The sequence below is a fragment of the Hyella patelloides LEGE 07179 genome (genome assembly GCF_900659865.1).
Taxonomy (GTDB): domain Bacteria; phylum Cyanobacteriota; class Cyanobacteriia; order Cyanobacteriales; family Xenococcaceae; genus Hyella; species Hyella patelloides.
Window position 1 is genome coordinate 12,856 of the sequence record NZ_LR213839.1, and the last position, 14,372, is coordinate 27,227.

16 protein-coding genes are annotated in these 14,372 nt (G+C 38.8%); 15 read left to right on the top strand and 1 reads right to left on the bottom strand.

Features of this window, described 5'->3' with window-relative positions:
• Window positions 1–67: 67 nt before the first annotated feature.
• From H1P_RS13425 to H1P_RS13475, 12 genes are all read left to right on the top strand, one after another.
• Entirely contained in the window at window positions 68–376 is a 309-nt protein-coding gene (locus tag H1P_RS13425; protein ID WP_144867902.1) for a Nif11-like leader peptide family natural product precursor, read from the top strand.
• Between the two features lie 50 nt (window positions 377–426).
• Window positions 427–729, top strand: coding sequence for a Nif11-like leader peptide family natural product precursor (locus H1P_RS13430; RefSeq protein WP_144867904.1), 303 nt, complete (start codon window positions 427–429; stop codon window positions 727–729).
• Between the two features lie 220 nt (window positions 730–949).
• Window positions 950–1,243, top strand: coding sequence for a Nif11-like leader peptide family natural product precursor (locus H1P_RS13435; protein WP_144867906.1), 294 nt, complete (start codon window positions 950–952; stop codon window positions 1,241–1,243).
• 228 nt (window positions 1,244–1,471) lie between these two features.
• Window positions 1,472–1,765: a Nif11-like leader peptide family natural product precursor gene (locus H1P_RS13440; protein ID WP_144867908.1), complete on the top strand. Its 294-nt coding sequence runs from the start codon at window positions 1,472–1,474 to the stop codon at window positions 1,763–1,765.
• Between the two features lie 244 nt (window positions 1,766–2,009).
• The gene (locus H1P_RS13445) at window positions 2,010–2,282 is read left to right on the top strand and encodes a Nif11-like leader peptide family natural product precursor (RefSeq protein WP_144867910.1); all 273 of its coding nucleotides are present in this window, start codon (window positions 2,010–2,012) and stop codon (window positions 2,280–2,282) included.
• 137 nt (window positions 2,283–2,419) lie between these two features.
• Window positions 2,420–2,710, top strand: a complete 291-nt coding sequence (locus H1P_RS13450; protein WP_144867912.1) for a Nif11-like leader peptide family natural product precursor — start codon at window positions 2,420–2,422, stop codon at window positions 2,708–2,710.
• Between the two features lie 150 nt (window positions 2,711–2,860).
• A complete protein-coding gene (locus H1P_RS13455; RefSeq protein ID WP_144867915.1) occupies window positions 2,861–3,136 on the top strand; it encodes a Nif11-like leader peptide family natural product precursor in 276 nt (91 codons plus the stop codon).
• A gap of 39 nt (window positions 3,137–3,175) precedes the next feature.
• A complete protein-coding gene (locus H1P_RS13460) occupies window positions 3,176–4,444 on the top strand; it encodes a nif11-class peptide radical SAM maturase 3 (RefSeq protein ID WP_144867917.1) in 1,269 nt (422 codons plus the stop codon).
• Between the two features lie 42 nt (window positions 4,445–4,486).
• Complete coding sequence (locus tag H1P_RS13465; RefSeq protein WP_144867919.1) at window positions 4,487–4,705, top strand: hypothetical protein; 219 nt, start codon at window positions 4,487–4,489, stop codon at window positions 4,703–4,705.
• Between the two features lie 386 nt (window positions 4,706–5,091).
• Window positions 5,092–5,256 (top strand): hypothetical protein, encoded by a 165-nt coding sequence (locus H1P_RS36055; protein WP_186375955.1) that lies wholly within the window; start codon window positions 5,092–5,094, stop codon window positions 5,254–5,256.
• A gap of 197 nt (window positions 5,257–5,453) precedes the next feature.
• A complete protein-coding gene (locus tag H1P_RS38265) occupies window positions 5,454–7,823 on the top strand; it encodes an NHLP family bacteriocin export ABC transporter peptidase/permease/ATPase subunit (RefSeq protein WP_342799577.1) in 2,370 nt (789 codons plus the stop codon).
• Window positions 7,824–7,825: 2 nt separating this feature from the next.
• The gene (locus H1P_RS13475) at window positions 7,826–10,756 is read left to right on the top strand and encodes an NHLP bacteriocin export ABC transporter permease/ATPase subunit (RefSeq protein ID WP_144867921.1); all 2,931 of its coding nucleotides are present in this window, start codon (window positions 7,826–7,828) and stop codon (window positions 10,754–10,756) included.
• A gap of 5 nt (window positions 10,757–10,761) precedes the next feature.
• On the opposite strand, the gene H1P_RS13480 is transcribed toward H1P_RS13475, so the two are convergent.
• Window positions 10,762–10,959 (bottom strand): hypothetical protein, encoded by a 198-nt coding sequence (locus tag H1P_RS13480; RefSeq protein ID WP_144867923.1) that lies wholly within the window; start codon window positions 10,957–10,959, stop codon window positions 10,762–10,764.
• 93 nt (window positions 10,960–11,052) lie between these two features.
• On the opposite strand from H1P_RS13480, the gene H1P_RS13485 reads away from it, so the two are divergent.
• The 3 genes from H1P_RS13485 to H1P_RS13495 form a co-directional block, all read left to right on the top strand.
• Window positions 11,053–12,675 carry an NHLP bacteriocin system secretion protein gene (locus H1P_RS13485; protein ID WP_186375956.1) on the top strand — a complete coding sequence of 541 codons (1,623 nt, stop codon included), beginning with the start codon at window positions 11,053–11,055 and terminating at the stop codon, window positions 12,673–12,675.
• Window positions 12,676–12,940: 265 nt separating this feature from the next.
• Complete coding sequence (locus H1P_RS13490) at window positions 12,941–13,708, top strand: RNA-guided endonuclease InsQ/TnpB family protein (protein WP_144867928.1); 768 nt, start codon at window positions 12,941–12,943, stop codon at window positions 13,706–13,708.
• A 480-nt stretch (window positions 13,709–14,188) separates the two neighbouring features.
• The coding region (locus tag H1P_RS13495) for a helix-turn-helix domain-containing protein (protein WP_484133490.1) at window positions 14,189–14,372 on the top strand (184 nt) is incomplete at its 3' end.

Genomic DNA, 14,372 nt, shown 5'->3' on the forward strand with positions numbered 1-14,372 from the left:
CAATTGAAAAATTTTATTATTTTGGTGGACTGACAAAACCTAGCTTTAATCCTATTTAGAAGAGTATATGACCATAGCAAATGTTGAAGCCTTCTATAAAAGGCTGGCAGTTGATGAAGCTTTTCGCTCCAAAATTCAAAAAGCTGGAAGCAAGCAAAAATGTCGCCAAATCGTGCGAGAGGCTGGTTATGATTTCACTCAAGAAGAATTTGAAGCATTTACATCTCAGTTATTGGATTCAAATACTGAAGTAAATCTGGGAGAATTAAGCGAAATAGAGCTTGAAGCTGCTGTTGGTGGAATTAACGCTTTATTTCAGGAAAATAGAATAAATTTTGTACCGCCTTATGGACTTCCGCCCGATTGGGTACCCTAGTAATCGGTTTATGTAATTCAGTTTTGCTCTTACTTTAAGGAAAAATACAAATGTCACAAGAACACGTTAAAGCTTTTTACGAAAGATTGTCACAAGATGAAGTTTTTAAAGCTCAAATTGAAAAAGCCAAAACTAAACAAGAATGTAGTCAAATCGTGCGAGAAGCTGGTTATATCTTTACTCAAGAAGAATGGGAAGCATTTACGGCTCAGTTATTAGATTCTAGTGCTGAATTCAATTCAGGACAATTGGGTGAAGCCGAGCTGGAAGCTGCTGTTGGTGGATTCTTGAAAGAAAAATTAATTGGTGATCCTATACCAATGTATGGTATTTCTCCAATAGAATTTTGGTAGTTACGACAAATATAGTGGAGGAATTAAAAATCGAAAGGGTTTTAGAGTTTTTCCGATTCGCCAAATTGCATGATTTACAACTGATTTACTCAGCTTCAAACAACAATTGCCCCATATTTTCTTAATTGGTAACCTTCACAGCTCTCTATATACTACCGAATGTTCGCTGAAAAATAGTTTTCTCTATTGAAAAATATCTCTTGCTGGAAGGATTAATAAAATGTCTCAAGAACACGTTAAAGCCTTTTACGAAAGACTGGCACAAGATGAAATTTTTAAGGCTCAAATTGAAAAAGCCAAAACTAAACAAGAATGTAGTCAAATTGTACGAGAAGCGGGATACATTTTCACTCAAGAAGAATTTGAAGCATTTACAGCTCAGTTATTAGATTCTAGTGCTGAATTGAATTCGGAACAATTGGGTGAAGCCGAGCTGGAAGCTGCTGTTGGTGGATTTCTTCTAGAAAAAGTAATTGATCTTGTACAAGCTTATGGGCTTCCACCAGGATTATAGTAGTCCCGACAAAACAAAAACAGTGGAGGTGAAAAATTAGGGGTTTTAGAGCTTTTCCGACTCTCCAAATTGCTTTTCTTGCAATAAATCTACTCAGCTTTAGCCCACAATTGCCCACTAATTATCAGAACTGGCAATTACTTTCACTACTCTTTATGTACTATCAAATGTTCGCTGAAAAATAATTTTATCTAATTAAAGATTACCCTTACTGGAAGGATTAATACAATGTCTCAAAAAGCCGTTAAAGCCTTTTACGAAAGACTGGCACAAGATGAAGTTTTTAAAGCTCAAATCGAAAAAGCCAAAACTAAACAAGAATGTAGTCAAATTGTACGAGAAGCGGGATACATTTTCACTCAAGAAGAATTTGAAGCATTTACAGCTCAGTTATTAGATTCTAGTGCTGAATTGAATTCGGAACAATTGGGTGAAGCCGAGCTGGAAGCTGCTGTTGGTGGATTCCTTCTTCCAATTAATCCTAATCCTATACAAACTTATGGGATTCCACCAATACATTAAATATGAGCTTTCTAAGTAGTCCCGATAAAGTAGTGGAGGCATAAAAAATCAAAAGGTTTCTAGAGCTTTTCCGACTCTTAAAGTTGCATTATTGGCAGTAGGCTTACTCAGATTCAGCCAAAAATTGCCCCATAATTGTTTTGATTAGCAATTACCTCCACAGGGCTTTCTATGCACTACTGAATGTTCGCTAAAAAATAGTTTTCTCTATTGAAAGATATCTCTTACTGGAAGGATTAATAAAATGTCTCAAGAACACGTTAAAGCCTTTTACAAAAGACTAGGACAAGATGAAGTTTTCAAAGCTCAAATTGAAGGAGCTGAAAGTCCACAGGAATGTAGCCAAATTATACGAGAAGCTGGCTATGATTTCACTCAAGAAGAATTTGAAGTATTTACAGCCCAGTTATTAGATTCTAGTGATGCCAAAAATAATTTTGAAGAGTTAAGCGAAAAGGCACTAGAAGCAGTTTTCGGGGGAAGACCTACTTACCAATGTTATGGTGTTATCGAATAAAACCAAATTAGAATTATAGAATTAGATACCTCACTTATCTCTAAAACTGCCAAATTATGTAGAGAATTTGCACTAAATGTTTCTACAAAATAGGTTTATGTAATTAAAATTTACTCTGACTTTAGGGAGAAATAGAAATGTCTCAAGAACAAGTTAAAGCCATTTACAAAAGACTGGCACAAGATGAAGTTTTCAAAGCTCAAATTGAAGGAGCTGAAAGTCCACAGGAATGCAGCCAAATTATACGAGAAGCTGGCTATGATTTCACTCAGGAAGAATTTGAAGCATTTACAGCCCAGTTATTAGATTCTAGTGATGCCGAAAATAGTTTTGAAGGGTTAAGCGAAAAGACACTAGAAGCAGTTTTCGGGGTAGGCGGTTCTGCACAAGTATATGGTACTACAACTAGCACCACGGTCTTATTTTAAATAGTCGTCACAGAGTAATCCCAAATGCAAATTAGATACCTCACTTATCATCTCTAAAACTGCCAAATTCTGTAGAGAAGTTGCACTAAATGTTTCTACAAAATAGGTTTATGTAATTAAAATTTACTCTGACTTTAAGGAGAAATAGAAATGTCTCAAGAACAAGTTAAATCCTTTTATGAAAGATTGGCACAAGATGAAGTTTTCAAAGCTCAAATTGAAGGAGCTGAAAGTCCACAGGAATGCAGCCAAATTATGCGAGAAGCTGGCTATGATTTTACTCAGGAAGAATTTGAAGCATTTACAGCTCAGTTATTAGATTCTGATGATGCCAAAAATAGTTTTGACGAGTTAAGCGAAAAGACGCTAGAAGCAGTTTTGGGGGGATGTGGCGATCCTCAACCAGTATATGGTGTTATCCAGTAATGGTGTTATCGTTCAACATTAAATTTTGAGGTAATTAGAATGAAGAAATATCGCCGAATTAGTTACGCTGTTTGGGAAATTACCCTTAAGTGTAATTTGGCTTGTCAACATTGTGGTTCTCGTGCTGGTGATGCCAGAGCCGAAGAGCTTTCCACTGAAGAAGCTCTTGACATGGTGAAACAACTGGCAGAAGTCGGAATCAAAGAAGTTACCCTAATTGGAGGAGAAGCTTTTTTACGTCCTGACTGGCTAGAAATTGCTCAGGCAATTACTGAGGCTGGTATGCTCTGTGGCATGACCACTGGAGGGTTTGGAATTAGTCTCGATACTGCTCGACGGATGAAAGAAGCAGGGATTAAAGTAGTTTCTGTTTCAGTCGATGGCTTGGAAGAAACTCATAATCGCTTACGCGGTAAACAAGGCTCTTGGCAATGGGCTTTTAAAACCATGAGCCATCTTAAGGAAGTCGGTATTCGTTTTGGTTGTAATACTCAAATTAACCGTCTTTCTGCACCTGAATTTCCCCTTATATACGAACGTATAAGGGACGCAGGTATTTTCGCTTGGCAGATTCAGTTGACAGTACCAATGGGTAATGCAGCAGATAATAGTGAGATACTGCTGCAACCTTATGAATTATTAGATTTGTATCCGATGATTGCTCGTGTCGTTAAACGCGCTAGAAAAGAAGGAGTGCAAGTCCAACCTGGCAATAATATTGGTTATTATGGACCCTATGAACGTTTGCTTCGGGGACAGGGAGAAGCCTGGAAATTTTGGCAGGGATGTACTGCTGGTTTATCTTCTTTGGGTATTGAAGCTGATGGCTCAATTAAAGGATGTCCTTCACTACCTACTTCAGCCTACACAGGGGGAAATATACGAGATCATTCTCTACGAAAAATCGTCGAAGAGACAGAAGAACTACGATTTAATTTAGGTGCTGATACAGCAAAAGGAACAGAACATCTTTGGGGTTTTTGTAAGACTTGCGAATTCGCTGAACTTTGTCGTGGTGGCTGTACTTGGACTGCTCACGTTTTCTTTAACAAGAGAGGCAACAATCCTTATTGTCACCACCGCGCTCTTGCTCAAGAAAAACAAGGTATACGGGAAAGAGTAGTTCTTAAATATAAGGCAGAGGGCAATCCATTTGACAATGGAGAGTTTAGTTTGATTGAAGAACCGATTAATGCTTGTTGGCCAGAAAACGATCCGCTTCATTTTACTGCTGACCGTATTCAATGGCCAGAAAGTTGGCAGGAAGAGCAAGAGCCTGTGCCTACCTCAATTGCTACAAGTAATTAAAGAAACACATTTGTTTTATTGATTAAGAATAATATGTTAGCTATGTTAGCCAATTCTAATTCACCAGAAGATAGACCTGTAGCCGATGGGCAAACTTTAAATTCAGAATCATCAGAGTATAATTCTAGTAACAGAGAAAATTCTTCATCTCCTCTTCTACCACGCTCACCTTGGAATAGCAAATTAGCATTTTTGAGAGCTATTTTTAAAGCTAAAAAGGCTTTAGACAGAATAGAAAATCTCGAACCTAAAAAACATTGATTTAAATATACTTGAGCAAACCTAAACTTTAAATCCTTTAGAAATATACAGTTAAAGTCTTGCACTGTGCAAGGCTTTAAGTTATTGATAGTTGAATTTGGTCTTATTTTTGCTCAAATACGATTCGGTCTTAATAGATATTTTACGTTTTGTCGAACTATAAGTATTGTTCATTTTTTTATTACTTGGACTTTAAAATTGACAAACTAAATAATATTTTGCTATTTTTTGCTCATATCAAAAAACAATTGATAGGTTTTAAATTAGAAAAAAATACTGTATTTTATACAGAAATATATTTTTTTGATTGAGATAAACAATTAATATTAAATCATTCCTGAATTCAGGAAAACGAAAATCTATTCTTTCAATTAATGGAGAAAAAAATGTCTAAAGTATCTAAAAAATCAGCACAATTAGAAAAAGTTACCGTGCAGAAAGACTGTGATTTTACAGAAAATGCACAGTTATCCGTAAAAGACTTGGAAACAGTATCTGGTGGAATTGCAGCTAGCTGTAGTGGTACTTTCACTGCCACGGTCTCTAGATAAGTTAAGTAATTAAATTAAACAGTTTCTCTTAGTAGAGAAATAAGTTTTTGATTAAGGGAGAAAAAATGAATACAATTATCTCCCTTTTTTCTAACAATATTTGTTGATTTATCTACTTTTCTAATTCCTGTTAACCTAATTGCTACCAAATTTTAGTGATCGTCAAACTTTGGCAACTAGCTAAAAATAACCAACAAATCATAAGATGGAATGCTCCAAAAACAATCCATCGCGCTCGCACTCCCACCCTCATACAAATGGAGGCAGTGGAGTGCGGTGCTGCTTGTTTGGGAATTATTCTAAGTTACTACGATCGCATTGTACCTCTATCTGAGTTACGTCAAAAATGTGGTGTTTCGCGAGATGGCAGTAAAGCTTCTAACATTTTGAAAGTTGCCCGCAACTACGGTTTAATTGCCGAAGGATTAAAAAAATCCCTGGAAAATCTCAAGACTCTCGATCCTCCTTATATTGTATTTTGGAACTTTAATCACTTTCTGGTGGTGGAGGGGTTTGGCAAAAACGGCGTTTATCTTAACGATCCTGGTACTGGTCCGAGAAAAGTTTCCCTTCAAGAGTTTGATGAAGCTTACACTGGAATTGTTTTGGTTTTGGAGCCAGGAGAGGAGTTTCAGAAAGGTGGCAAAAAGAGGAGTATGGTTTCTGCCTTAGCTTCCCGCCTGACTAATTCTCGCCGTGCTTTAATCTTCTGTTTATTAACAGGGCTATTTCTGACCTTTCCTCGACTGATGGTACCAGCCTTCACCCAAGTATTTGTAGATCGCATTTTGGTGGAAAACTTACAAGACTGGTTGCGACCGATGCTACTGGGGATGATTATGGCTGCTGTTGTGCAGGGATTATTGATGCGAATGCAGCTTAGAGCATTGCGAAAACTGTTAATTAAACTTTCAGTTACTATGTCAGGACAGTTTATTTGGCATCTTTTACGCTTACCCGTAGGGTTTTATGCCCAGCGTTTCTCTGGGGAAATCAGTAGTCGCATTCAACTCAATGATAAAGTTGCCGAGGTGCTTTCTGGTCGCCTTGCCACTACTGTCATTGACACGATGATGATGGGATTCTATGCTCTACTGATGCTGACCTACGATCGCCTTTTAACCACCATCACTATTTTATTCGCTGTTTTTAATTTTGTGGCTCTGCAAACCTTATCTCGCAGTCGGGTTGATGCTAGTATCAGCCTGGCTCAAGAATATGGCAAGGTGTCTGGTGTTGCCATTGGGGGAATTCAAGCGATTGAGACTGTTAAAGCTTCGGGGTTAGAATCCGATCTCTTTACTAAATTTGCTGGCTACTATACCAAAGCTCTTAATTCTCAACAAAAATTGGGTTTACAAGCTCAAATTCTCACTGTACTGCCGACGTTGCTAACTGCTTTAGCTACGGCTTCAATTCTGGTTATCGGCGGTTTTCGAGTAATTGACGGTAGCCTGAGTATTGGGATGCTGGTGGCATATCTACTACTAGCTACCAGTTTTCTACGACCAATCAACAATCTGATTAACTTTGGCAGTACCCTACAAGAATTAGAAGCCGACTTAAATCGTCTCGATGATGTTCTGCAAAATCCGATTGATGGCATTAATACTGTTCGGAGTAAAGAAGAACCAAGAAGTAGCAATAATGGAAATGTCACCAATAACCATCGGTCTATAAATTCTGTAAATTTGGTACAAGTAAACCAGGATAGTAATCAGCCAGAATTAAACAATGGACACCGAGTAACAGAGAATTCTAGCAGTTATCTAACCCCAATCTCCCAATCCCCCAATCCCCCAATCCCCCAGTCCCCCAATCTCTCCATTTCTCCAGAATCATTTCGACTCCAAGGCTCGATTGAACTACGCCAGCTAACTTTTGGCTACAGTAGCTTAGAAACACCTCTAATTGAAAACCTAAATCTCACTGTTAAACCAGGACAAAGAGTGGCATTAGTGGGTGGTAGTGGTTCGGGTAAATCTACCATTGCCAAACTTCTCTGCGGGCTTTATCCATTTTGGTCGGGGGATATTCTCTTTGACGGAATTTCCTGTACTCAAATACCCCGTTCCGTTCTTGCCAATTCTTTAGCTATGGTGGAACAGGACATCTTTCTCTTTGCTGGGACGATTCGAGATAACCTAACTCTCTGGGACACTACTATACCAGAAGCAGATTTAGTTAAAGCTTGTCAGGATGCAGCTATTCACGAAGCGATTTTATTGTTACCAGGAGGATACGATGCTCAACTCGGTGAAGGAGGACAGAACCTGAGTGGCGGACAAAGACAGCGTTTGGAAATTGCCCGTGCCTTAGTGAAAAATCCTAGCATCCTCGTTCTCGATGAAGCTACCAGTGCTTTAGATGCGGAAACCGAACAAATTGTAGACCGCAACTTAAGAAGGCGCGGTTGTTCCTGTATCGTAGTGGCACATCGTCTCAGCACCATCCGCGATTGTGATGAAATTATTGTTTTGGAACAGGGCAAAGTTGTCCAAAGAGGAACTCACGAAGAATTGCGAGAACAGGAAGGTGCGTATCTGCGTTTGATCGGTAGTAATTAAATATGGTTATTCAGCACAAACCAACCCTTAAAGTATATACAGTTAAAAGCAATCAGCCTTTTCTGCTGCTCAATCCCCAAGTGATTTGGCAGGTTGTATGGGGACAAGTTTCAGTATTTGCTACCCAAGTTAGCAACCACCAGCCCACAGGAGAGCGTCGCTATCTTTTTAGTGTTAATCCTGGGGAAATTTTATGTGGTGTCAGAGTAACTCAAGGGTTGGGTATTTTAGCAGTTGCTTTAGGAGAGGTACAACTACAACGCCTTTCAATCGACGACCTTGGGGTACAATTTGCTACTAGAGATCTGAGGGCAATTACATTTTTAGTCCGTTTAGAAGACTGGTTTAAACAGATAGGCGACACCCTAACGCGAGAATCCTCACAGAAAACCTTAAGCCCAGAAAATACTGTTCTTGCTCCCTGTACTCTGCCCACTCCCTATTCCCTAGAAACAAATCAATTAATCCAACCCCCTACCAACCAAATTATCTGGGTAAAAGTAATCCAGGGTAAAATTTCTTGGCAGGGTTTTTCCCATTTAATTTTAGAGCAAGATTCTCCTTGGTTTCCTCTAGTTCCAGGAATGTGGTTAACAGCCGAAACTTCCACTGAAATAACCATCATTCCTACATTTCAATATCTCAATAGCGATCGCCTCACCGCTAGTTTAGAGATTTTTCACCGATATGTCTGTTACGCTCTCAATTGCTATCTCCAGGAAAACAAACAAGCAGAATTCGATCGCTTTCAAGCTAGAGAACAGCTAAATAATCAATTAACTTTATCGGCTTTTGGTCAGCTAGCGGGAGTCTTAGAGCCTCAACAACTACCTTTAGAGACAACGGGAACACCCCTGCTAATTGCTGCTGGTGCAGTGGGTCGAGTACAAAAAATTAAGATTCAGCCCCCCGCAGCCTCAGAAGATACTAGCCTACTGCAAGACCCTGTTGAAGCGATCGCCCGTGCTTCCCAATGTCGTATTCGTCGCGTTCAGCTAGTGGGTAATTGGTGGCAACAAGAACATGGTCCTCTTTTAGCTTATACTATCGACGATTATTCTCCTGTAGCACTACTACCTAACCAGAAAGACAAAAGTTATCTCCTATTCGACCCTGTTAAACAAACCCGCATTACCGTAACTGAAGCAGTAGCTCAAACCATAGCTACCAATGCTTACTTTTTCTACCGCCCTTTACCTCTGGTAGTAAACAATATAGTTGAACTATTTAAGTTTGGTATTGAAGGCTATCATCAAGATATAATACTGGCGATCCTAATTGGCGCACTGGCAACAATACTGGGCATGGTAGTGCCTCAAGCTACTGGGATGTTGATAGCTCAAATCATCCCCGACAGCGATCGCCTTTTATTATGGCAAATAGGACTGGCACTGTTCGCAGCAGCTTTGGGTCAATCAGCTTTTCAACTATCTCAAGGCATTATTACTCTGCGGGTTGAAAATGCCACCGATGTTAATTTACAGCTAGCAGTTTGGGATCGGCTGCTCAAAATAACTCCTACTTTTTTCCGCCAGTACACCTCTGGAGAGCTAGTTAATCGTCTGCTGGCAATTCGCCAAATCCGCAGTCAATTAAGCGGTGCTAGCCAACGCACCCTACTCAGTGGAATTTTTTCCCTGCTCAATTTAGCACTGATGTTTATCTATAGCATCAAACTTGCCCTGATTGGCTTGGGAATATCGATTTTAGCAATTATCGTCACCATAACTTCTGGTACTCTCTTAGTTCGTAAAGAACGCCAACAAGAAAAGCTCGATGGTGAAATCGATGGACTAACCGTACAACTAATCGGTGGTGTGGCAAAATTGCGGGTAGCAGCAGCAGAGGAACGAGCCTTTGCTACTTGGGCAGCAAAATACAGCCAAAAAACCAAGCTAACTTTTGGTATCCAAGGGATTAATGATGCCGTATCTACTTTTAACGAGGCTCTTCCCCTAATCAGTTCGGTACTGCTATTTTGGTTTGCCATCTTATTTATCCAACTAGCCCAAGCCCAGGGTAATCCAACTGGTTTAACGGCAGGAACATTTCTCGCTTTTAATGCTGCCTTCGGTACTTTTATTAGTGGCGTTACCGATTTGAGCAATACCCTAACTGATGTTTTGGGCATTGTTCCCCTGTGGGAAAGAGCCAAATCCATTGTTCAAGCTCCAACCGAATACGATCCCCATCGCACTGATGCTGGTCGTTTAGCAGGTCGCGTAGTTTTAGATCGTATTACTTTTCGCTATCGAAAAGATGGTGCGCCAATTCTCGATAATGTCTGCGTTGAAGCTAATCCAGGAGAATTTATTGCCCTAGTGGGTCCCAGTGGTAGTGGGAAGTCAACCTTATTTCGGCTGTTACTGGGGTTTGAGATTCCTCAAAGTGGCACAGTTTACTACGATGGACAAGACCTGACAGGTTTAGATGTTATCTCAGTACGTCGGCAGTTAGGAGTTGTACTACAAAACGGTCGAGTTCAACAAAGTTCAATTTTTGATAATATCGCCTGTGGAGCTTTGATAACCCTCAAAGAAGCCTGGAAAGCAGCAGAAATGGCTGGTTTAGCGGAAGATATTGCCCAAATGCCTATGGAGATGCACACAGTTGTCAGCGAAGGAGGCAGTAATTTATCAGGAGGACAAAGACAAAGACTATTAATCGCTCGTGCCTTAATCGGAAACCCGAAAATAATTCTCATGGATGAAGCTACCAGTGCCTTAGATAATCGTACCCAAGCAGTGGTTACTCAAAGTTTAGAAACTCTTAGCGTCACCCGTATTGTGATTGCCCATCGTCTCAGCACGATTCGTCATGCAGATCGGATTTATGTTCTCGAAGCTGGTCGAGTAGTTCAAGCTGGTTCGTTTGCCGAATTAGTCGCGCAGTCGGGACTATTTGCTCGATTAGTTGCTCGACAATTGGAGTGATTATTTTAATTTTTTCCTTTAAGTAAATCTGGTAGCCACAAGAGAATTAATACTAGCAAACAGATGATTACTAAGCCAATAGAATAACGAAGATCGCTATTTGATATATTGACATTTTGTTGCATAAAAAGTTTTAAATTTGATAAATCATGATGGATTAATTGATTAAAAATGCTGGAAATAATTAGATTCTCAAAATTCATAATAACTTTTAGATTATTTTATTTATATTAATAATATCGTTTTTATTTCAAGATTTACAATTATTTAAAAAATCAAATTTACGGCTAATTACTATGAAAAATCAAGAAAAAAAACAAATATTTAGACAAGAATCTTTAGAACGTTTATCTTCTCCAGAAAAACTAGATCAGCTAATGCAAATAGTTGGTCGTCAAGACTGGCTACCTTTATCAACTTTAGGAGCATTGGTAGTAGCAACAATTATTTGGAGTATTTTTGGGAGAATCCCCGTAAACGTTACCAGTAGAGGGCTTTTGATTATTCCGCGTCGCGTAGCAAATATTCAATCTCCCGTCGATGGTCAATTACAACAACTGAAAGTAAAACCTGGAGACTGTATCAAAAAAAATCGAGTAATCGCTACCATAGATCCCTTTGAAATTCGCCAGAACCTCCAGCTTGAACAGGAAAAGCTAGCACAATTACAAGGTCAAGAACAGCAAGCCGATACGCTGCAAAATCAACGCACTGACTTAGAAATTTTAGCAATTCAACAAGAGCAAGTAAGTAAAAGACAACGCCTTCAAGATGCTTTAAAATTGAGTCCAGTTCTCAAAGACCGAGAAACCAAAGCCATTGAACAAGAACGATCCACTCTACAACAACAACTTCAAGATGCACGGGCTTTAACTCCAACACTTCGCGATCGAGAGCTAAAAGCGATCGCTGAACAACAACTCAGTCTTCAGCAACAATTTCAAGATACCCAAGCGCAAGCTCCTCTATTAAAGCAAAGAAGTGAAAAGCGTCGCTCTTTATCAGAACAAGGAGCAATTTCTTCTGATGCGGTATTAGAAGCAGAACAAGAATATAGGCAAAGTCTTCAAGACATTTCCCAGTTAAAAGCAGAGTTAAAACAGTTAGAAACCCAGAAAACAGAAGTCGAACAAAAATATTTAGATAACCTGGACGTTATTAGTCAATATCAAACCAGACTACGAGAACTAAACATCCAAGAAACGGAAACTCAACAAAAATATGCAGAAAACTTAAGCACAATCTCTCAGTTAAGAGCAGAGTTACAGCAACTCGATACCCAAGTTAAAATTCTCGAACAACAAAACCTGGAAGCTTCGGCGGGACGAAAAAATCCGATTCAAGAAGTCCAACACAGTATTGCCCAACTCGAAAAACAATTGGAATACAACAAACAAATTAAAAGCCCTCATAGTGGATGTATCCTCGAACTTACCGCCGAAAATAGTTCAGTTCTCAATCCAGGAGATCTTCTCGGTTCTATTAAAATTGATGATGTCTCAGATAGCATATCCAGCGTCGCCTATTTTCCAGTGGGTGATGGGAAAAAGATCAAATCGGGAATGAAGATTTATATTACTCCAGATACAGTGCGTCGCGAACGATTTGGGGGAATAGTCGGAACTGTAACTGAAGTCTCAGCTTTTCCGATTACTAAGCAAGGGGCTACCAGTTTAGTCGGAAATGCCGAGGTTGTAGAAGAAATAGTGTCTCAAGTAGGCTCTGTAATTGCAGTGCAAGCACAGTTACAGATCGATCCTTCTACGCCCAGTGGTTATAGATGGTCATCTTCAACTGGACCAAATAACTTAGAGATATCTTCTGGTACTACTACTATCGCCAGGGTTACTGTAGAGAAGCAAGCTCCAATTGCACTAGTTTTACCAATTCTTCGAGAATGGAGCGGAATAATTTCTTGATTTAGGTCAAATTGTCGGAAACTATAGTAGAACTGGCTTTCTTGTGAATTCATTTCAAGCGCAAGTATCGCCCCGTCGCGTCTCTACACAAATATTAGATAAGGGGTTTGACAATCGGATTTAGTATGTTACACGACTTGGAAGGTTAGAGAAAAAATGAGAAACTAAACTAAGAGATATTTCAGAAGAAAAATGTTTCCTCTAGTTGGCATCCCAGCAACAATCGTCAAAGTTCTCCAACAATATCGCAAAGTGTTTCGGAAGGATGCAGGATTCAAACACATTAGTCGTTACATCATATGTAATTGAAATTGTTTACGAACAGTCAGAATTGCCATGTTCGCAGTTAAACCATACTTCTATAGCTGGAATTGATATTGGGATTGATAATCTAGCTTGTGTTACGTCTAATAACCAGCGTTTTAAACCCTTTATTGTTTGTGGTAAAGCTATTAAAAGTGCTAACCGCTACTTCAATAAAGCTAAAGCCAGATTACAATCACAATTACCAAAAAGAAAGCATAACTCTCGTAGAATTTCTCGATTAACTCAAAAGCGCAATAGCAAAATGGATTATTATCTCCATACAGCTAGTCGATATATAGTAAATCGATTGCTTGAGAACAAGATTACACTTTTAGTAATTGGCAAAAATAATAATTGGAAACAAAATCTCAATCTCGGAAAAAAGACCAATCAGTCCTTTGCATCTATACCTCATTTTAAATTTATTGAACAGTTAATTTATAAGTGTCAATTAGTTGGAATAGAAGTTAAAACTGTTAATGAAGCCTATACCTCAAAATGCAGTTTTTTAGACCTCGAACCAATTAAAAAGCAATCAACCTATTTGGGCAAAAGAGTAAAAAGAGGTTTGTTTAAAGCTAATTCTGGTCGAAATTATGGAGCAGAGCAAAATGGCTCTTTAAATATTATTAGAAAAGCAGTTGGTGATTCCTTATTTATCGGACAGCCAATAAAGAGGCTTGTAGTTAGCCCTGTACGGGTCAAACCTTACAAAGCTAGTTGTTAGACATATTTGTCTACAAAATTAGTAACTATGAGATGTTCTGGTTTGATTCTCTCTCCCAAAAGATACTCTATTGCTTTACCTAGGAAAAACTGACTAAATAATTACGGGGGATATCAACGAATAGCCAACACCGCGATTGGATATGCGTTGTCTTTCCGAGAGCATCCCTCGCGGTCAAATTTATTTGGCAGAGAGATATTATCCGTGATGAGGATCATTATCGAGTAATTTGTTTTTCATATTTAAACCGCGTCTATTTTGAAACCCGTAGTTTTTTAGATAACTAATTTAGGGGAAAGGGAAAAGGGAAAAGGGAAAAGGGAAAAAATGAACTACTCTAAACTCCAGTTTTCTATCTGGACGCGGTTTATTATAAAATTTCTTATAGAAGAGTAAAACAGAAAAAGCTCAAAAAAGCCACAAATTATCAATAATTTTTCTGGATAAAAGCAATTTTTATTAACCTGAGAGTATCAAAAGATGAATCTAAATACTGAGTTTACCTGGGAAAAAGCACAACAAACTGTTGAAGGTATCATCTTTAAGCAAACAGGAAAACATCTCAGCGATCTAGAAATTATAATTTTGCGCGGAGCTTGGGATAATAAAACCTATGAAGAAATTGCCGAAACTGAAGGTTATTCTAGTAGTTATCTTAGCAAAG